The following is a 19,395-nucleotide window of genomic DNA, read 5'->3' on the forward strand; positions in this document are numbered from 1 at the left end:
TGTTAGCCGCCGTTATCTGCGACGGCAACCGCATATTTGCCACACAAAGAGGATATGGCGAATGGAAGGACTGGTGGGAGTTTCCGGGCGGAAAGATGGAGCCTGGCGAAACGCCCGAAGCTGCCCTGCAAAGAGAGATACGAGAGGAGCTGGCAACGGATATCTCCGTGGAAAGCCTCCTCACCACAGTCTGCTACGACTACCCCAACTTCAACCTAACCATGCATTGCTACCTCTGCAAGGTCAAGAGCGGCAACCTCACTCTCCTCGAACACGAGGCAGCCAAGTGGCTCACGCGCGACGAGCTGGGATGTGTGAAGTGGCTGCCAGCAGATGAGGAAGTGGTGATAAAGATAAAGGGCTGATTTGGAAGCGTGCAGACAGAGCACGACATCTCGGTATATCTATCCGGCTGCTACGGCGATTTCGACTCTTTTGAATTTATGCCGCCAGATAATACCGATATAAAACATGACAAAACCAGCCTTTATTTTTGTGTTCCAATAAAAAGCAGTATCTTTGGAATTCAAATGAAATCAAGACAATAATGGTATTTTATTTTTCAGGTACAGGCAACAGCAAGCATGTGGCGCAACGGCTGGCACAGGCAACCGGCGAAAGCTGCATTTCGATAACAGACTGCATGAGCAAGGACGAATGTTCGTTTTCCTTAAGCGAGGATGAACGTGTGGGATTTGTCACCCCCGTGTATTTCTGGGGGCTGCCCGACATCGTCGTGAGGTTTGTCAACAAACTGACTCTCACGGGGCTCCATCACAACTTCATCTATCATGTGCTCACATTCGGCACCACTACCGGGCAGGCTCATTATATGATGCAGGAATTGCTCAAGAAGAAGGGGCTGCGGCTGGATGCGAAGTATAATGTGAGAATGGTGGATGTATGGACTCCGATATTCGATGTGTCGGACCACGAGAAATGCCTGCGAAAAACGGAAGAAGCCGAAAAGAGCATTGCCAAGACCACGGCAAGGGCTGCAGCACGCAAGGCTGGCAACTTTGATTGTCTGCGTTTTCCGCATTGGCTTGCCCATTGGTATTATCTCACTTACGAGAACCAGCGCAAGACGAAGAATTTCCATGTGATGAACGACAGATGTGTAGGTTGCGGGAAATGCGTCAGCCAATGTCCGGAACAAGCCATAGAATGCAAGGACGGCTATCCTGTATGGACGAAAGAGAAATGCACGCTGTGTCTCAGATGCCTGCACCACTGCCCCCGTTTTGCCATACAATATGGCAGACACACCATGAAGCATGGGCAGTTCGTGCATCCCGGAGAAAGGGGGCAGGATGCTTGAAAGGAAAAAGGATGAATATCAGGTTGGGGCAACAGGCTTTTCGAGGTAATCGATATTGACTGACAAGTTTTCAAACTATACAGTCTGAAGAGAAGCCTTTCTCAATCGTAGAACTTCAAGAAGGTCTACCCGTTGGCGGAATTCATTTAGTGCACACTTAATCTTAATGACCGATTCTGGTAAAACATACCCATCCCTTGCCACCGCACCGAAGGCAGCGACCATTCCCTGACAGGCTATGCGGGAGGATTGGAGGCAAAGAGAGGTTACATATACAAAAAAATCCGATTAAGCGAGAGGAGAGAGAAATTTGCTTGCATAAAATTGTTGCAGTATCAATATAAAAATCGTAATTTTGCATTACAGAGAGAAAAACAACGAACTCAAACAGAAAGGTTTCTGATTATATCATAATTATAAGGCAACATGCAGATATTATTAGCAAACGCCAAGATAATGTTCGACAAGACGGACAGGAAGCCGGTCTCCACCCCACTCTTCCAGACCGTAGCCGACACTCTGGCTGCGGAGATGGCAAGGATGGGCGTAGAGGATTTGGCCCGGCAGCTGGATTGCAGCCGGAAGATAGCGGCAGAGAACTGGAGACGCTATCAAGACTTTATGGCAGCCGAGAAGATGCCTGCCCTGCTTGCCTACAATGGTCAGGCATACAAGCATCTGTGTGCCTGTACATTGAGCGACGAGGCTTTGGAGTATGCCCAGAAGCATCTTTGGATAACGTGTTTTCTCTATGGTCTGCTGCGCCCTATGGACGGCATAGTGCCCTATCGCATGGAACATTGTGTAACGCTCGAAGCCACAAACGACAAGCCCATCAATCAGTTCTGGAAAGACCGACTGACAGATGTGCTAATAGACAGCGTGAAGGCTGACGACGGCATCCTCCTGCATCTCTCCACCGAAGAATACGAGCATCTGTTCGACTGGAAGAGAGTCTGCAAGGAAGTGACGGTCGTTCACCCCCTCTTCTATGTACGGCAGAAAGACGGCAGGCTGAAGATGCAGGCAGTATGGGCCAAGTCGTGCCGTGGAGCGATGCTACGCTTCATTCTGAACAACAGCATCGTCACTCCCGAAGAACTCTCCGCTTTCAGCTACGAAGGCTTTGAATACGCTCCGCAATCAGGCGACGCAAACAATCCGCATTTCGTAAGAGAAAATATCCGGTAAAGAAGATTATGGCAGAACACCCTGTACTGCATAACGATGAATATAGTTGTTTCTACGGTATCAGACCTTCAGGCATAATCTGCGTCTAATTCATAGATGATTAAACACTCATCACAACTTGGGTATTAATTTATTATCTAATTTTTTTGCTTATGAAAAGAATGATAAGAGTATTGATGATCGCCATTTGTTGTATGATGTCATGCAACATGGCGGCGAATGCAGGCAACGGAAAGCCTATCTCTGTAAATGCACTTCCAGCCAAGGCCCAGACCTTGCTCAATAATCATTTCAATGGTCAGAAGGTGATGCTTGCAACGATTGAATCGGGAGTTGTCAGCAGAAACTATGACGTTGTTCTGAAGAATGGCACGAAGCTGGAGTTCGACAAGAGGGGCAATCTCACTGAGATTGACTGCAAGCAAGGCATTGTGCCCGATCAGCTGATTCCGCAAGCCATAAATAACTACCTGAAGGAGAATTATGAAGGACAATCAGTGAGAAAGATTGAAATAAACAGGAAGGAATACGAAGTGGAACTGACGAACGGACTGGACCTGACCTTCAACAAGCACTTCCAACTGATAGATATTGAATGATAAGCATGGGAGAAGTAAGGATATGCATCCAGTATTACGACTCGCCATGCGGCCGACTGGTCTTGGCTTCTTTCGCTGACAGACTATGTCTTTGCGATTGGAGCAACAACCCTTTTGCAGAGCGCAACATGCTCAGACTTACAAGGAACATGAAGACTTCTTTCAAGACTGAGACAACCTCTGTCTTGGAAGAGACCAAAAGACAACTCGACGAATACTTTGCCGGCAAGCGCAAGGCTTTCGACATACAGTTACGCCTGGCGGGTACTGATTTTCAGCATGAAGTGTGGAACGCTTTGCTCGACATTCCGTACGGAGCGACAAAGAGTTATAAGGATATAGCCCAATGCATCGGCAAGCCCAAAGCCGTGAGAGCCGTAGCAGGAGCCATAGGCGCAAACAGCATCAGCATCCTAATCCCTTGCCACCGCGTAATAGGCAGCGACCATTCACTGACAGGCTATGCGGGAGGATTGGAGGCAAAGAGAATGTTGCTCGGAATAGAGACGCAAATATAAATAATTATGTTACCTTTGCGAATACAAAAAAAAAACAGATACTCTGGCTGCGGAAATGGCGAGGAGGGACGTGGAGAATTATTCTGAACTGTTTGCAGTCTTTTGCCTGTCACAAGGCGTCTTATAGCTTTAGCTCACTTATGGCCCGCATATTCATAGCTATACGTTTCAACGACGAGTTCAAGAAAGCACTCGTAAGTATACAGGATGCCCTGAAAGCAAGAGGCGTCAGCGGAAACTATTGCCCTTATGGCAACCTCCATATGACTCTTGTCTTCATAGGCGAACGATATGACCTGCAGAAAATCGGAAAGGCTTTGAGCGAAGTGGAATTCAAACCTTTCACCCTGACATTGGACAGACTTGGATCATTCCCCACGAAAGCCGGAGTCATCTGGTGTGGCACGAAAGAGAACGAACCTGCCACGACTATAGCCAACCTGCTGCGCGAACGCCTCACCGCACATGGAGTTTCTTTCAGCACCAAGGCTTTCTATCCCCACATATCCCTGGTGCGACACCCGTCACAAATCGTTACAGACATCGACGTGCCGGCGGCAAGCATCAAGATAGAACGAGTTTTCGTGATGAAATCCGAACGTATCGATGGAGAACTGGTATATTCTGAGATGACGGCAACAGAATGACGCCTGCACCTGTAATCCTTGCATCATATAAACCCATAATACCACCTATGTTTCCGCCGTTCTGCGTGGGAATATGAATATTTTTGCCTACTTTTGCAGCGTTTTTCATTATAAGTACAAGAAAGAGACATGATTACAGTTGATGGACTGACCGTCGAGTTCGGCGGCACCACCCTATTCAAAGACATCTCCTTCCAGATAAACGAGAAGGACCGTATAGCCCTGATGGGAAAAAATGGAGCAGGCAAGAGCACGCTGCTCAAGATTATCGCTGGTGTCAGGACTGCCACACGAGGCAGCGTTTCGGCACCGAAGGACTGCGTCATCGCCTATCTGCCTCAGCACTTGATGACAGAAGACGGTCGCACAGTGTTCGACGAGACCTGCCAGGCTTTCGCCCATCTGCACGAGATACAGACTGAAATAGACCGCATCAACAACGAACTTACCACACGCACCGACTACGAGAGCGACGAATATATGCAGCTCATAGAAAAAGTGTCGGCGCTCTCTGAGAAATTCTACGCCATAGACATGTCTCACTTCGAAGAGGACGTGGAGAAGACACTGCTCGGACTTGGTTTTGAGCGCTCTGACTTCAACCGCCCGACGAGCGAATTCTCCGGAGGATGGCGTATGCGTATCGAACTTGCCAAGCTGCTGCTCAAGTCGCCCGACGTGCTGCTGCTCGACGAGCCTACCAACCATCTCGACATAGAATCCATAGGATGGCTCGAAGACTTCATCATCAACAGTTCCAAAGCCGTGGTCGTGATAAGCCACGACCGCAAATTCGTTGACAATATCACCACACGAACCATAGAGGTGACCATGGGGCGCATCTACGACTACAAAGCCACCTACAGCCACTATCTGGAACTGCGCAAGGAGCGCCGCGAACAACAGATGAAGAAATACGAAGAGCAGCAGAAGATGATTGCAGAGACGAAAGATTTCATCGAGCGTTTCAAAGGCACATACTCAAAGACTTTCCAGGTGCAGAGCCGCGTGAAGATGCTCGAGAAGCTGGAACTCATCGAAGTGGACGAGGAAGACACGAGCCACCTGCGCCTCAAGTTCCCGCCAAGCCCGCGCAGCGGTTCCTATCCCGTACAGATGAGCGATGTGGCAATGTCGTTCGACGGCAAGAAGATTTTCAGCGGCGTAAATCTCACAGTGGAACGCGGCGACAAGATTGCCTTCGTGGGACGCAACGGCGAGGGTAAGTCAACGCTCGTGAAATGCATCATGGGACAGTTGCAGAACGAAGGTAAACTGGAGCTCGGCCACAACGTGCAGATAGGCTACTTCGCCCAGAACCAGGCATCGCTGCTCGACGGCAACCTCACGGTATTCCAGACCATCGACGACGTGGCAAAAGGCGAAATACGCAACAAGATACGCGACCTGCTCGGCGCATTCATGTTCGGAGGAGAAGACTCCACAAAGAAGGTGAAAGTGCTCTCTGGCGGTGAACGCACGCGACTTGCCATCCTCAAGCTCCTGCTGGAGCCCGTAAACCTGCTCATCCTCGATGAGCCCACCAACCATCTCGACCTCAAGACCAAGGATGTGCTCAAGCAAGCCCTTCAGGACTTCGACGGCACCCTCATCGTGGTAAGCCACGACCGCGACTTCCTCGACGGCCTTGTAAGCAAAGTATACGAATTCGGTCATGGCCGCGTTCGCGAACACCTCTGCGGCATCTACGAATTCCTCGAGACAAAGAAGATGGAAAGTCTGCAGGAGCTGGAAAAGAAATAATTAGTGACATAGACAACGTGAAAGACTCTTTCCATATAATAAATCCGGAATTGACAAAGGACCTGTTTCGACAATTAGCCTTCATGGCATGGCATGGCGATCTTACAAAGAAGACAATGACGGCTATAAGGGTCCAGAAAATGTAATAGAGCATTTATGGGAATTTACCAATGGAGCTTGCAGAAAAACAAACAAAATGAAGACAGACAATCATTGAGTCAACAAATACTGCTGCTCGACAAGACTTTTGCATGCATTATTTTCTTTTCCTCCTTCTCACCCTATAGCCCGACCACAGGCACCATAGGGAGAGGATGCCCATCACGAAGATGAATACGTATGTGGCGATGCTGCCGATGAATATTCTGCCGCTATGCACCTCAAGAGCGACATTCCAGAGCGACATCGGCAGGTGGGCTAAAGCTGAGGGCTGGGGAATCACCGACGTGCCGTCGTAATAATCCGCTATGACAGGAGCGCAGAAATGCTGACTCATGCCAGCTATCGCCTTCTTGCCGAATGGCGGACCGGCTTCTGCCGGAGCCGGCTCATGAGTGAAATAGTCTGTTGCCTTGGCGTGCTGCCTGTCCCATACATACAGTCCGCTGAAGGATCCGCAATACCAGTTTCCGTCCTTATCCTTCTGCAACACGTTCAGTCCCATCACGCTCACCGGCGGAGCGGCGCTGATTTTAGTCGCCGCCCGACGCTTGATATCCAACGAATAGAAACCGTCTGACGCAGACAAGAGCCAATCGCCGCAAGCCTCATCAAAACGCACCATGCGCAGCTTGTCATTCCAGGGATTCCGACTCTTGAGCGCCGTTCCGGGGATGGCAGGAATTTTGTTCTGTACCAGAGCTATCATCACCGGCGGACGCAGACACCATCCTGTCAGCGCCACCAATATAGTGAGCACGATGGTGTATCGCCCCACCCTGTCGTGTATCTGAAACGACGCCTTCAGCAAAGCCTTGCGTTTCGGCCTCAACCAGAAGATGACTCCCGTGAGGCAAAGCACCGCCAACACTATAGCAATGGCATCCACGACAAGTCGTCCAGCCATGCCGAAGAGTTCGCCGCTATGCAGGAGCCACACCGCACGGAAAGCCGTAGCCCGTCCGTCGTAACCTTCCGGCTCACGGATTTCAATGCGGCGGAATGTGGTATAAGGCGGCAATGACGTGTAGACGAATGAGCGGCTAAGCACCACCAGCGTGTCGCCATGAGAAGCCACATCAGTCAAGCGCTCATCTTCTCCCAACGGCATCTTTATCTCATGCCACGCGCCATGTACGCCATAACGATAGAGGGCGAAAGGAGATACGGCAAAAATGGCGTTTCCGGAATCACCGGCATTATCATGGGTGTCATTCGCGTTTTTGTCTATCCTGACAACATTTCTAATCTGACGGTAGTCTGCTCCCTCTGGCAGTCCCTCGTTGAAATCTCTGACTGATGAGGCTTTTGCATCTGTAATCCATATACCTCCGCTGCCATATATCAGCAGATGGCGGCACGAGTCAGCGGTGCCTGCGGAAACAGACGGTGGGAGGTGTCCGATATCTGTGGTTCCTCTGAGCAGTCCACCGTTCCAGTCATGGTATTCATAACGGCCGGGCAGATATTTCCTGCTCACGTTCACGTTCTTGATCAGAGAACGATGATTGAGCAGGATGCCAGACACACAGAACAGCAGCACGAACAGCGTCATGCCGAGCCCTAACCATTTATGTTGTTTTCTCCAAGTGGACTTTTTCATCTTATCAGTTGACGAGTAATAAAGTAGACGACAAGTCTGCAAAATTACAATAATTTATCAATATCTATCGACATTCCCACCTGAAAAGTCACTCCGTCGGTTATCGGACTGTTGAGGTAATAATACTTCGGCTTGTATCCGAAGAGATTGTCCAATGCGGCATTCACCTTCACCGCCTTTCCGATGCGCTGCGAGAGAGAGAGTTTCCAGATGGTATAGGCAGGATAGGATACGGAGACCGTTCCCTGGCTCACATCATAATAGTCTTTGTATTCCACATTCTTCACACCCGAAAGCACACGTCCCTGCAGACCGATGTTCATGCCATAGTGTTTGGTGAACTGACGGTCGTAGTCCACTCTTACATTCAGGGCATGCTCGCGGGCTGGTATATACTGGTTGTTGATGGTGTTGCCCTTTTTGTCCTTTGCCAGCTGTTCCTTGGTGTATGCATAGGTGAAGCGCGCACCGAGTCCGTTGTTCCATCTCGCCTGTGCGCCGATTTCTCCTCCGCAAACGCTATAGTCGTCGAGATTGGAATATGGCAGATAAGGCAGCTTGTCGGTCGGCGACTTGAAATATGGTGCCGAGGTGGAAAGCTTGTTCTTCACTTTGTTGTAATACATAGACACCGTGAAATTGTAGTGTCCCTTGGTATATTCTGCCGAGAGGTTGAAGTTGTGGCTCACTTCCGACTTCAGGTTGGCGTTGCCTTCCACTATCCAGATGCCCGACATGTCGAAATTATAGTATTTCTCCTTCAGCGTCGGCGCACGGAATCCCATGCCGTATCCGGCACGTATGGCAAGATTATATAATGGCTTGTAGCAGATGTTCAGCTTCGGCGTGACGTGGGAGTCTCTGCCGTCGGAGAAATAATCATAGCGCAGTGCTGCCACAGCCTCCCATTTGTATGTGATGTGCCAGTCATATTGTGCGAACACATCAAATGAGTTCTGTTTTCTCGTCTCCCCTTCCAGATTGGTGTTATATAGATAGTCGTGCATCAGGTCTGAGCCCACGGTAAGCACGTCTCCCCTGTCGAAGGAGTGGTTGTAGAGCAGTCGCAAGGAGTTCTGCACATTGCTGTAGTCGCGGATGTCAAGACGGGTGATGCGCTGATAGTCTGACTTGTCATACTGGTCGAAGGCATAACTCGCCTGCAGGTCATCACTGTCTGAGATGTTCCAGTTCATGCGCAGTCCGCCGGAGAAGTCGCGATAGCGCTCCGGCTGGTCTGCCGACCTTACTGTCTCTCTGAAGAAATATCCGGCGCGTCCCGTGAGATTGAAATTCTTCGATGGGGCCCACACCAACTGGTCTTTTATATTCAGCGTCTTGTCGCCATATACGGTAGAGATGATACGCGTCACGGGGTCTGCCGCACTATGCACATCATAATTGTCCATACGGTTGAAGTTGGCAGTCAGCATGTTGTTCCAGTACTTGCCGTTTAGGCCGAACGACGCTCCATATCTCTGTTCGTTATGCTTGGCATAGCGGGCGTTCACGTTCAGCGTCCACGGCTGCTTGTTCTGCTTGGTGATGATGTTTATCACTCCCCCCGTGGCATTGCTGCCATAAAGGGCTGAGGCTGCTCCCTTCACTATTTCTATACGCTCCACATTGTCCATGTTGAGGCGCGTGAAGTCCACATCATCCATGGTCTCGCCAGCCAGCCTCTCTCCATCCACGAGGAAGAGCACTCCCTGTCCGCCGAAACCAGAAAAGTTGAGGTGTGTCTGCTGGTTCATGGCATACGAGAATTCCACTCCTGGCAGTTCCTGCTGCAAGAGGTCCTGCACATTTGTGGCATCGAGCTTCGCCAGGTCCTTTGAGTTGATGACTCGGGTCTGTATCGGCGTGTCTTTCAGAAACTTCGGAGTCCGTGTGCCTGTCACCACCACTTCGCCCAGATCAAACTTGCGGCTGATGGAGTCGAGATATGCCTCGTATGCCAAAGAGTCGCTCACCGACGGCATCGTCGCCGTCATGCCGCCGTTCCTCTCCATCCGGCCTTTCGTCACTACATCATCTATAATGCCAGCTGCCACTGCCGGCTGCCATGCGGCACCTGCCATCAGCATGGAGAATAATATATGCGTCTTCATTTTTCCTTTATCGAGTATTTCCTGAATAGGATATTTTATTGTGTAAGCCAGATTACCTCTGTTGTGAATCTGCTTCCATGTGATACCGGCATAAATATGGATGCCGGCATAATGTCATGATAGCGTACTAGATACTGTATCTATACCGGATACCGGAATCAATACGGATATTTGTAGTTTATGGTGAGATAACACTTCTTGCCACTGGGCGAGAGATAGTTTTCCAACTGCAACGCCGCATAGCTGCCGTTCTTTAGGCGCAGGATAAACACATGGCGGTTGAGGCTGAACGATGGTGGCATCGGAGGAATCTCCATGCTGAGCCACGACGAGAGCACCTTGTTCACCTCTATTCCCTGCGACGGCACATAGCCCTGGAGCATCTGGTCCTGACTGTTCCAAACCGCGTTTTCGCTCCATTCGTCTTCGGTAAACGTCATGTTGCGGAATGCCTCACTGCTCTCCGGCAGTTCGTCCATCGACGTATAGGTGGTCTCCAGCACAGCGCCCCCATTGGTCCTCACATTGTTGCGATGCACGGCAAAGGTCCAGCTTTCCGGGGCTGTCTGCCCGGCTGTCGGTTCGAAAAAGGAGAACGTGTTGTTCTTTATGCCCACACCGAACACATCAAACCAATACATATACTGTCCTGCTTTCTTGCCTTGGGTTGCAATGACCTTTCCGTCTTTCCCCTCATCGGCAGTCGTTGGTGTGTCCACCCTGTCGCCTGTGGCCTGCATCGGTATCGGGTAGGCTTCAAATTCGGTCTGCGCCTTCAGCAGCGCTGCCTCGTCGCCGGAGGTGGCAAGCTGGTGCAGTCGGTCGAGGTCTACATAATACCAGTCTGTCCAGCTGGTGGCATCCATCACTATCTGCCCTTTTGCCGGAACGATTTCTTCCGGTTTGTCGTAGATATCGTCAAAAATACCGTTGCAAGCCGTGAGCATCATCAGCCCCAATCCTGCAACGGTAGTTTTGAGATGATTCCTTTTATTCCAATTCATCATCTGCGATTGATTGTTTTATATATGAATCTAGTATTTTCCGCTTACGGTCATCAGACCATATCTGCCGTATTTTATTTCTTTATGAATTTCTTTCCATTCACAATCACCATACCTTTGTAGCTCTCGCCCACCAGCTGGCCGTTGAGGTTATACATTCTGCCGTCGCTCTTCTTTTCAGTCTTTGCCGAAGAGATTCCTGACGCCTCTGTATTGAAAGAGGTGACGATAGCGAAAGGCATGGCACCCATCTGGAAAGCGTTTACGATGTCTGTCACTTTGTTGCCGTCGTATTTCACGAGGATGTTGTTGTCTTTGGCGGCATTGAACGAATACTGTCCGTCCATGGTCTTGGTGCCATTGTTTTCTGCCGTGAAGTGGAACTCCAGTCCGTCGTTCTTGTAGTCGCGATAGTAGCCGCCCTTCTCCTCGTCGTAGGTCAGACCCTTCACGGTGTATGTGCCGAGGGTGAGGTTGCCCATCACAGTATTGTCGAGTGTATAAGTAGGGATTTCCACATCCACTTTCTCAGCGTCGCCGTCGATGTATTTGCGCACGTTGTATGTCACTCCGTCGTTGCCATAGATGAAGGTTCCGCCCACGTTAACCGTGATGGCGCTTGCCACTGGTTTCACATAATATGCCTTGACTTCATAGGTCAGGTCGAAGGGCATAGATCCATATTTGAACACTGCCTTCAAAGTCAGAGAATTGTCTGCCATATTATAGGAGCCAGAGATTGATGAGCCTTCGATGTTCTTCTCTTCACCGTTCACCGTAACCTTAGACGTGAAGGTCTGTTCTGCTATGCTAATCACATGATTCTCTCCCTTGCTGAAAGCCACATTCTCGATGGTGAAAGACGGAATGGCTGCCATGCCCTGCATTACGGGCAGCGTGATGTTGCCTGCACTCATGCTTGCCATTTCAAATCTGACGGTATCGCAGGCATTCCCGGTGTTCTGAGTCAGGACATTAACCGACGAGGCTCCTGCGAAAGTCATAGCACCGTGCATCTGTGCCATCATGCTACTTGCCATCAAAGTGGCTACAATGAGAGTAAAAAATTTCTTCATATAATACAATTTTGTTTCTTTAAATAATTAGTCTGTGGTAATCAAATTTCCGGCTGCAAAATTACAAGGACTTCCAAATTTGCGCAATACCTTAAAATTGGTAATTTATTTCCCGATACTCTATACAAACGATACTTTCCTAACAATAATCAGTAGTCCGGTATCCGGAATAATTACCGATTTGGTTTAACTCGTTGGCGGAATTAATTTATGTTGACAGATATGAGTAAAAGTTGTAAATATCGCTTGATTCTCAGTAAAATCATGAATTGCCAAAAAACTGTCAGACCATCTGGTTTTTCGTCGTAACATTCTAACAGTCAGGCTGTTGACTGTTCAACAATTGTCAGCCAATTGTCTGGATGGTTTGCTGATGAAAGGAATTGTCAAGTGTGAGGAATCGTCAGATGTAAGGAATCGTCAGATGAAAGGAATGCCAGCTGTGAGTAATTCAGACTGCAGGAATGGCATGCGTTGGCAGAATTCTGAAAACAGGAATATGTGTGTTACAACATTAGCTTATTGGGCAGACGTCTGACAGCAAATCTGCCCAACAGGGGTAAGCACGTTGCCCATGATGGGCAAGCACGTTGCCCCAGTTGGGCAAGCACCGTGCCCAATTTTAATTCAAATCGGTCATTAATAAGTGTGCACTAAATTAACTCCGCCAACGGGTTAGAATATAGATGCAGGCAGGCGGTTATCACACTGAAAACTTGCGGGTATACAATAAGATTTATACCTTTGCAGAATAAATCTAAACAACAAGGAAACATGACAAAGTTAGCTATTCCCACACGCGAAGGTCGTGTGGATGACCACTTCGGACATTGCGACCACTACTCCGTATTCACCATCGACGACAACAAGCAGGTGGTTTCCACCGAGCGCCTTGACTCACCGCAGGGCTGCGGATGCAAGTCGAACATCGCTTCTGTGATGCAGCAGATGGGTATCACGATGATGCTTGCCGGCAATATGGGCATGGGAGCTTTCAACAAGCTTTCTGCACATGGAATAAGCGTGATACGCGGCTGCAAAGGCGACATCAACGATGTGCTGAAAGCATATCTCGACGGCAAACTCACCGACTCGGCGGAATCTTGCGACCATCACGACTGCGGCAACCACGGGGAAGAGCATGTTTACGTGATACCGTCAAAATAATGAGGACAGTATGCCTATTGAAATCTTCTTGCTGAGCATCGGGGCGAGCTTCGTGCAGCGCACCACGGGCTTCGGCTTCGGCATCTTCATCATGACCATGCTGCCGGCAATAATGTCGTCTTACGGACAGGCGACGACTCTCTCCGGCATCCTGGCGATGACGACTTCATTCATCATCGTCTTACAGAAACACAAATACATCGTATGGAGCAGACTGCTGCCCATACTGATTACTTTCGTGGTGGTGTCGGCTGGTGCCATATTCATGCTCAAACGCATGGAATACAGCATTCTGAACATCCTGCTCGGCATCACGCTGATCGTCGTGAGCATATACTTCTCGTTTTTCAGCAAGCGCATAAAGATAAAGCCCACCAAGCCGCTGCAGGTCACGGCCGGCGGACTGAGCGGACTTATGGGCGGATTCTTCGGCATGCAGGGACCGCCGGCGGTGCTGTATTTCGTGAATTCCGAACCCGATAAGGACCATTATCTCGCCCAGACACAGGCTTACTTCTTCATAGGCAATCTGATGATGACCATGGCGAGGGCATACAACGGATTCTTCACCACATCCGTGGCAATGGGATATGTCTACGGTATCGTGGGCGTGGTGATTGGCAATATGTTGGGGGCATGGGTGTTCAGACACATCACGGGCTCGCTGCTCAAATACATCATCTATGCCTATATCGGCATCAGCGGACTGACTTTCCTGCTGGAGGCATAGCCGCCATTCACTATGGTCGTACCACGATTCCCAGCATATATATGCATTTAACGCAAAAGAACTGCTACTGAAATTTTATCTCAGCAACACGACTTGCAACTTTAGCAGCAAAACAATTATTTAACCCAAATCGGTCGTTAGGGTCTGCTTGGATTTTGGTATTTTAGAAGAGTGATTTTGTTTGGCTTTTTAATGAGCAATAGCGAGCTATCACGAATTAAGGACGAGCAAAAGACACCTTATAAAAGACAAAAGACTGCAAGCAGTATATAAAAAAATACAATAAACGCTCTAATTGCTGATTTGGGTTAAAATATTATCACGGGCTATCAATACATTTTATTATATTTGCATGTCATAATAAAAAGATAAGATTAAATCTGACAATAATATAAATCAAAATCATTATGAATATCGGAGACAGAATACCAGAGGTCCTCGGCATCGACCAGGACGGACGAGAGATTAAGGCAAGCGACTATCGCGGCAGGAAACTGGTGATATACAGCTATCCAAAGGCTAACACAAGCGGATGCACTGCAGAGGCTTGTTCGCTGCAGGCACACAAAGAGGAACTGGCAGCCGCCGGATATGAAATCATAGGAGTGAGCAAAGACAAACAGGCATTGCAGAAGAAGTTTGCCGATGCTCACGGCTTGCAGTTCCCGCTGATAGCCGACACGGAGACCACTCTGCTGCAAGAGCTGGGATGCTGGGGAGAAAAGGTGACATGCGGAAGGAAGACCATCGGCATACTGCGCACCACATATCTCGTTGACGAAAACGGAATAATCGAGAAAATCTTCACTCCAAAGGAAATCAAGACAAAGATTCATGCTGAGCAGATATTAAACGCTATAAAAGGATAAGAGCCAGAATGACAATTCACAACATAACATTCAGTCCCACAGGTGGAACACGCCGCGTGGGCGAACTGCTGTGCAAAGAACTTGGCGGGGAGTGTGTCACTACTGAACTCTGCACAAAGAAAGAGAACCTGAAACTCCCCGGTATCCACACCGACGACCTGACGGTAATTTCCATGCCCGTATATGCCGGCCGTGTGCCTGCCATGGCTGTGGAGAGACTGAAGGGCATCGAGGCTAACGGGGCACGGTGTGTCATCATTGCCGTATATGGCAACAGGGCTTACGAAGACGCTCTGGTGGAGATGCAGGATGTGGCAACTGGCATGGGATTCCGTGTGGTGGCTGCCATTGCCGCCATCGCCGAACACAGTATCTGCCGCATGTATGGCTCCGGCCGCCCCGATGCCGAAGATGCCAACGAACTGGCTTCGTTTGCCGCCGACATACTCCGCAAGATCAAGGGGGATGGAGAGTATGCACCTCTCTCCCTGCCGGGCAACCGACCATACAAGCAGGGCTGCAAGGGTCCCTACCCCACAGCAAACGACAACTGCACGGGCTGTGGAACCTGCGCAAGCGAATGTCCTGCCGGAGCTATCTCTCCCGACAATCTGAGAGGCAACGACAACGGACTCTGCATCGGCTGCATGCGATGCGTAGCTGTATGTCCGGTACAGGCAAGGGGTATCGGGGAACGCCTCAACATGCTTGTGGCGCATCTCGAACCGCTCTGCCGTGACAGAAAGAAGAATGAGCTGTTCGCATGACGGACCGCCGGTCATACAATACAAAGGATTTGAAAGGGCGTAAGTTATAACGAACCTGAATACTAATAACACCATGAACAATATAGCAAAAGGAAAAAACAACAAGAAGCAGACAAAGCAGCTGATGCTTTGGATCGGTGCACTGGTAGTCGGTGCAGCATTGGGAATGTTGGGCATAGCATGGCTCAACGGGTTGATGAACTTCATCGCTACGGTATATACCCGTCTGTTCCAGCTCCTGGCGGTGCCGACGATAGCCCTGGCGGTGATGACGACTCTCGCCTCGCTCGGCAATCAGGCCGACACGGGAAAGATTTTCAGGCATGCCATCACTTACACGTTGCTCACCACATTTGCCGCTGCCGCCGTGGGACTGGTGCTCTACAATGTCATTGCTCCCGGAAACCTGCCGGCGGCTCTGGTGCAGAGCGGTATGGCTGACGTGCCTCAGAACCTGGGCGAGACATCTTATTATGACCACATATTGGGTGTGATTCCCAACAACATAGTGAAACCGTTTGCCGACGGCAACGTGCTTTCCATCCTCATGCTGGCTGCTGCCGTGGGCATTGCATTGGCAAAGATGCCACAAAATGACAAGAAGGAGGTGGTGGTGAAGGGACTGTTCGGTCTGCAAGACCTGCTCTTCATGCTCATCCACGGTCTGATATGGGCTTTGCCACTTGGCATCGTGGCATTTGCAGCACAGCTTTCGGCACAGTTCTCGGCAGGCATCGTGATGGCATCGCTCGGAAAATACGTGGCGGTGATATTGGGTGGCAACGTGATACAGTTCTTCATCGTGCTGCCCCTGTTCCTGATGGCAAGGGGAATCAACCCCTTCCGCACCCTCGGCCGCATGATGCCGGCGGTATTGATGGCTCTATTCACCAAGAGTTCGGCTGCCACGCTGCCTGTCACCATGCAGACGGCAGAAGAGAGGATGGGAGTGTCGAGCAAGGTGTCACGCTTCGTCTTGCCTATCTGCACCACTATCAACATGAATGGCTGTGCGGCGTTCATCCTCGTCACCTCCCTGTTCCTGATGCAGAACGGCGGAATGGAGCTGCCGCTGACAACGATGATTCTCTGGCTCTTCATCTCCGTGCTGTCGGCAGTGGGCAATGCCGGAGTGCCAATGGGCTGCTATTTCCTCACCCTCTCGCTGATGTCGGGAGTGAATGCGCCAATCGGCATCATGGGTATCATCCTGCCGATATATACCATCATCGACATGATAGAGACGGCAGAGAACGTGTGGTCTGACTCTTGTGTATGTGCAATGGTGGACAAGGACATGAAGAGATAGAACAGACGAAGAGACAGAAATTATCAAGACATATAAAATCTACAATATAAAAGGATATGAAGAAATTAGGAATCGTATGCCTCCAATGGACACCTTTCCTAATCAAATGAAATATCAGAAATCATGAAACAAGACAAAGACCCTATGGCATGGGAGGTGATAGAGAGCGAATACCTCTTCAGAGAGCCTTGGCTGACGGCAAGACGCGAACATGTGAAACTGCCTACTGGCGCTGAGATACAGGATTTCTACGTTCTGGAATATCCAGAGTTCTGCAATGTCATAGCGATAACAAAAGAAGGGAAATTCCTCATGGAGCGCCAATACCGCCATGCCCAGCACCTCACAGCAATAGAGATTCCGGCAGGATGCGTGGAGAAAGGCGAAGACCCGATGGAGGCTGCCAAACGCGAACTCTATGAGGAGACGGGATATGGCGGAGGCGAATGGTCGAAGCTGATGACCATTAGTCCCAATGCCGGGGCTTGCACCAACTACAGTCATACATACCTTGCAACAGGGGTGGAAAGGCTTTCCACCCAGCATCTCGAAGAGTCGGAAGACATCAAGGTAGTGCTACTGGACGAGGACGAAGTGGTACGCATGCTCATGAACGACGAGTTTCATCAGGCTATGATGGCAGCACCGCTATGGAAATACTTCGCCACGAAAGGCAAGAGATGACACACCGTCTTCTGACCCTCTGTCTATATAACATAAACTACCAACAATAACATGAAAGCATATACATACATTGAGAAAGGAAGGTTTGCCATGACCGACAAACCGAAACCCAAGATACAGGACCCCACCGACGCCATCGTAACCGTAGTGGCACTATATGACGAGCCACAGGTGCTGCCACTACCCGACATGTATGGCAAGAACCTTACGTTCAAGACCGGCGGCGTGGACGGATGCGACTGCGAGGAAGTGCTGCAGCTCATCGAGCAAGGCAAGATAGACACCACACCTCTCATCACCCACCGCTTCCCACTGAGCAGGATAGACGAGGCATACCGCATCTTCGAAAACAAGGAGGACGGAGTGATAAAGATTGCTATCTACAACGACAATGTATAAACAACCTTTTTAAAATCAAAGAGCTATGGTCAATTTTGATTATCAGACACCCACACGCCTCATCTTCGGCAGGGGTGTAGTAAGCGAAAAACTCGCAAGCGTAATGAACCAGTATGGAAAACGTGTACTCATCACTTATGGCGGCGGCAGCATCAAACGCACCGCTCCCGGACACGACAAGAGTCTTTATGACCTGGTGAAGGATACACTGACAGACAAGCAGGTGTTCGAGCTCGGCGGCATACAGCCTAATCCCAAGTTCAACCCCAGCGTGCTTGACGGTGTGCGCATGTGTCAGGACAACGACATCGATGTGATACTCGCCGTGGGTGGAGGTTCGGTGCTCGACTGCACTAAGGCTATAGCCGGTGTTGCCGGAACGCTCAAGACTAAGGTGACGGACAATGTGGAGGAGGCATGGGACATCGTTTGCGGACGCAAGCCCACAACGGCAGCAGTGCCCATCGTAGACATCATCACTATGGCTGCTACCGGCAGTGAATATGACATGGGCGGAGTGATATCGCGCACTGAGACAAACGACAAGCTGGCATACTTCTCAAAACTCGTATTCCCGGCAGTGAGCTTCATCGACCCTACATATACCTTCACACTGCCTGTGAAACAGACGTTGGCAGGCGTTTCCGACTGCATCAACCACATCATGGAGTCGTATTTCTGTGGCGACCACATCGACATGAACGACGCTTTCATGGAGGGTGCCGTGAAGTCGCTCGTGAAGAACGTGAAGATTGTATTGGAAGATCCACAGAACTACAACGCCAGGGCTGAGATATTCTATGCCACTACTCTTGGCTGCAACGGCATCTACTGTCTCGGCAACAGTCCGAGCGGCTGGCCTATGCACGCCATGGAGCACGCTCTGTCGGCATACTACGACATCACCCACGGGGAGGGTCTTGCCATCGTGACGCCACGTTGGATGAAACATATCCTCGACCACTCTACAGGCGAACTGCACGACCAGGTGGTGGAGCGCATCGAGAAGTTCGGCAAGAACGTGTTTGGAGCTGAAAACGCAGAGGCTTCAATCAAGGCAATACATGACTTCTATCGCAACATCGGCATCCCGATGACTCTGCCTGAGGTCGGCATCGACGACAGCCGCCTTGCTGAAATGGCGAAACACGTGGCAGACAATGAAGGTCTCGACAAGGCATGGGCTCCTCTCTTGGAACAGGATATCCTCGAAATCTTCAAGGCTTGCATGAAATAGGAACAAGACAAGCCATAGGCCTCATATTTTCCCCACAGCGTGGGGAACAGTACCCCCTAATGTGGGGATTCATTCCCCACGCCAGGGGGGAATTTTCGCAAAGGAACATTCGTGGTCTTGATTTCTTCAATTGGGAAATCAAGACCACTATTCTTATAATCTTAAAAACGGTCAGCAAACCATTTAACCCAAATCGGTCATCATGGCCAGCCTGGATTGTGTTTTTTTTCAGAAGAGCGG

At 49.9% G+C, this 19,395-nt stretch carries 18 protein-coding genes and 1 pseudogene; 15 read left to right on the forward strand and 4 right to left on the reverse strand.

Going from position 1 to position 19,395, the window contains the following annotated elements; all coding sequences use genetic code 11:
- The 7 genes from QVO99_RS07735 to QVO99_RS07770 form a co-directional block, all read left to right on the forward strand.
- Positions 1-365: (deoxy)nucleoside triphosphate pyrophosphohydrolase (locus QVO99_RS07735; RefSeq protein ID WP_288177051.1), on the forward strand; the 365-nt coding region annotated here is incomplete at its 5' end.
- Between the two features lie 182 nt (positions 366-547).
- Positions 548-1,321, forward strand: coding sequence for an EFR1 family ferrodoxin (locus QVO99_RS07740; protein WP_288177052.1), 774 nt, complete (start codon positions 548-550; stop codon positions 1,319-1,321).
- A 426-nt stretch (positions 1,322-1,747) separates the two neighbouring features.
- Positions 1,748-2,512: a YaaA family protein gene (locus tag QVO99_RS07750; RefSeq protein WP_022317040.1), complete on the forward strand. Its 765-nt coding sequence runs from the start codon at positions 1,748-1,750 to the stop codon at positions 2,510-2,512.
- A gap of 161 nt (positions 2,513-2,673) precedes the next feature.
- Positions 2,674-3,111 carry a PepSY-like domain-containing protein gene (locus QVO99_RS07755; protein ID WP_288177053.1) on the forward strand — a complete coding sequence of 146 codons (438 nt, stop codon included), beginning with the start codon at positions 2,674-2,676 and terminating at the stop codon, positions 3,109-3,111.
- Positions 3,112-3,116: 5 nt separating this feature from the next.
- A complete protein-coding gene (locus QVO99_RS07760) occupies positions 3,117-3,629 on the forward strand; it encodes a methylated-DNA--[protein]-cysteine S-methyltransferase (protein ID WP_288177054.1) in 513 nt (170 codons plus the stop codon).
- Positions 3,630-3,769: 140 nt separating this feature from the next.
- Positions 3,770-4,276: an RNA 2',3'-cyclic phosphodiesterase gene (gene thpR, locus QVO99_RS07765; protein WP_022317043.1), complete on the forward strand. Its 507-nt coding sequence runs from the start codon at positions 3,770-3,772 to the stop codon at positions 4,274-4,276.
- Between the two features lie 129 nt (positions 4,277-4,405).
- A complete protein-coding gene (locus QVO99_RS07770; RefSeq protein WP_022317044.1) occupies positions 4,406-6,040 on the forward strand; it encodes an ABC-F family ATP-binding cassette domain-containing protein in 1,635 nt (544 codons plus the stop codon).
- A gap of 256 nt (positions 6,041-6,296) precedes the next feature.
- On the opposite strand, the gene QVO99_RS07775 is transcribed toward QVO99_RS07770, so the two are convergent.
- The 4 genes from QVO99_RS07775 to QVO99_RS07790 form a co-directional block, all read right to left on the reverse strand.
- Complete coding sequence (locus QVO99_RS07775) at positions 6,297-7,802, reverse strand: PepSY-associated TM helix domain-containing protein (RefSeq protein ID WP_288177055.1); 1,506 nt, start codon at positions 7,800-7,802, stop codon at positions 6,297-6,299.
- Positions 7,803-7,846: 44 nt separating this feature from the next.
- Positions 7,847-9,796: a TonB-dependent receptor plug domain-containing protein gene (locus QVO99_RS07780; protein WP_288177058.1), complete on the reverse strand. Its 1,950-nt coding sequence runs from the start codon at positions 9,794-9,796 to the stop codon at positions 7,847-7,849.
- A 275-nt stretch (positions 9,797-10,071) separates the two neighbouring features.
- Complete coding sequence (locus QVO99_RS07785; RefSeq protein WP_022317047.1) at positions 10,072-10,920, reverse strand: HmuY family protein; 849 nt, start codon at positions 10,918-10,920, stop codon at positions 10,072-10,074.
- Positions 10,921-10,991: 71 nt separating this feature from the next.
- A complete protein-coding gene (locus tag QVO99_RS07790; protein WP_022317048.1) occupies positions 10,992-11,993 on the reverse strand; it encodes a hypothetical protein in 1,002 nt (333 codons plus the stop codon).
- Positions 11,994-12,767: 774 nt separating this feature from the next.
- Here QVO99_RS07790 and QVO99_RS07795 point away from each other — a divergent pair.
- The 8 genes and pseudogenes from QVO99_RS07795 to QVO99_RS07830 all read left to right on the forward strand — a co-directional run bounded on the left by QVO99_RS07795 (position 12,768) and on the right by QVO99_RS07830 (position 19,155).
- On the forward strand, positions 12,768-13,160 hold the full coding sequence (locus QVO99_RS07795) for a NifB/NifX family molybdenum-iron cluster-binding protein (protein WP_022317049.1): 393 nt from the start codon (positions 12,768-12,770) through the stop codon (positions 13,158-13,160).
- Between the two features lie 10 nt (positions 13,161-13,170).
- The gene (locus QVO99_RS07800) at positions 13,171-13,890 is read left to right on the forward strand and encodes a sulfite exporter TauE/SafE family protein (RefSeq protein ID WP_022317050.1); all 720 of its coding nucleotides are present in this window, start codon (positions 13,171-13,173) and stop codon (positions 13,888-13,890) included.
- A 407-nt stretch (positions 13,891-14,297) separates the two neighbouring features.
- Positions 14,298-14,759, forward strand: a complete 462-nt coding sequence (locus tag QVO99_RS07805; RefSeq protein WP_022317051.1) for a peroxiredoxin — start codon at positions 14,298-14,300, stop codon at positions 14,757-14,759.
- 8 nt (positions 14,760-14,767) lie between these two features.
- On the forward strand, positions 14,768-15,526 hold the full coding sequence (locus QVO99_RS07810) for a 4Fe-4S binding protein (protein WP_022317052.1): 759 nt from the start codon (positions 14,768-14,770) through the stop codon (positions 15,524-15,526).
- A gap of 73 nt (positions 15,527-15,599) precedes the next feature.
- On the forward strand, positions 15,600-16,835 hold the full coding sequence (locus QVO99_RS07815) for a dicarboxylate/amino acid:cation symporter (RefSeq protein ID WP_022317053.1): 1,236 nt from the start codon (positions 15,600-15,602) through the stop codon (positions 16,833-16,835).
- Positions 16,836-16,958: 123 nt separating this feature from the next.
- Positions 16,959-17,519, forward strand: coding sequence for an NUDIX hydrolase (locus QVO99_RS07820; protein WP_022317054.1), 561 nt, complete (start codon positions 16,959-16,961; stop codon positions 17,517-17,519).
- 129 nt (positions 17,520-17,648) lie between these two features.
- Positions 17,649-17,918, forward strand: a pseudogene (locus QVO99_RS07825) (alcohol dehydrogenase); the annotation flags it as partial.
- 25 nt (positions 17,919-17,943) lie between these two features.
- Positions 17,944-19,155 carry an iron-containing alcohol dehydrogenase gene (locus tag QVO99_RS07830; RefSeq protein WP_022317056.1) on the forward strand — a complete coding sequence of 404 codons (1,212 nt, stop codon included), beginning with the start codon at positions 17,944-17,946 and terminating at the stop codon, positions 19,153-19,155.
- Positions 19,156-19,395: the final 240 nt, after the last annotated feature.

It is taken from the genome of Prevotella sp. CAG:592 (genome assembly GCF_000436015.1).
Lineage (GTDB): Bacteria > Bacteroidota > Bacteroidia > Bacteroidales > Bacteroidaceae > Prevotella > Prevotella pectinovora.

Bases quoted from the DNA above. Each gene is read 5' to 3' on its own strand.
- QVO99_RS07740 (WP_288177052.1), top strand. From the start codon at position 548: ATGGTATTTTATTTTTCAGGTACAGGCAACAGCAAGCATGTGGCGCAA.
- QVO99_RS07750 (WP_022317040.1), top strand. From the start codon at position 1,748: ATGCAGATATTATTAGCAAACGCCAAGATAATGTTCGACAAGACGGAC.
- QVO99_RS07755 (WP_288177053.1), top strand. From the start codon at position 2,674: ATGATAAGAGTATTGATGATCGCCATTTGTTGTATGATGTCATGCAAC.
- QVO99_RS07760 (WP_288177054.1), top strand. From the start codon at position 3,117: ATGGGAGAAGTAAGGATATGCATCCAGTATTACGACTCGCCATGCGGC.
- thpR (WP_022317043.1), top strand. From the start codon at position 3,770: ATGGCCCGCATATTCATAGCTATACGTTTCAACGACGAGTTCAAGAAA.
- QVO99_RS07770 (WP_022317044.1), top strand. From the start codon at position 4,406: ATGATTACAGTTGATGGACTGACCGTCGAGTTCGGCGGCACCACCCTA.
- QVO99_RS07775 (WP_288177055.1), bottom strand. From the start codon at position 7,802: ATGAAAAAGTCCACTTGGAGAAAACAACATAAATGGTTAGGGCTCGGC.
- QVO99_RS07780 (WP_288177058.1), bottom strand. From the start codon at position 9,796: ATGACGGCGACGATGCCGTCGGTGAGCGACTCTTTGGCATACGAGGCA.
- QVO99_RS07785 (WP_022317047.1), bottom strand. From the start codon at position 10,920: ATGATGAATTGGAATAAAAGGAATCATCTCAAAACTACCGTTGCAGGA.
- QVO99_RS07790 (WP_022317048.1), bottom strand. From the start codon at position 11,993: ATGAAGAAATTTTTTACTCTCATTGTAGCCACTTTGATGGCAAGTAGC.
- QVO99_RS07795 (WP_022317049.1), top strand. From the start codon at position 12,768: ATGACAAAGTTAGCTATTCCCACACGCGAAGGTCGTGTGGATGACCAC.
- QVO99_RS07800 (WP_022317050.1), top strand. From the start codon at position 13,171: ATGCCTATTGAAATCTTCTTGCTGAGCATCGGGGCGAGCTTCGTGCAG.
- QVO99_RS07805 (WP_022317051.1), top strand. From the start codon at position 14,298: ATGAATATCGGAGACAGAATACCAGAGGTCCTCGGCATCGACCAGGAC.
- QVO99_RS07810 (WP_022317052.1), top strand. From the start codon at position 14,768: ATGACAATTCACAACATAACATTCAGTCCCACAGGTGGAACACGCCGC.
- QVO99_RS07815 (WP_022317053.1), top strand. From the start codon at position 15,600: ATGAACAATATAGCAAAAGGAAAAAACAACAAGAAGCAGACAAAGCAG.
- QVO99_RS07820 (WP_022317054.1), top strand. From the start codon at position 16,959: ATGAAACAAGACAAAGACCCTATGGCATGGGAGGTGATAGAGAGCGAA.
- QVO99_RS07830 (WP_022317056.1), top strand. From the start codon at position 17,944: ATGGTCAATTTTGATTATCAGACACCCACACGCCTCATCTTCGGCAGG.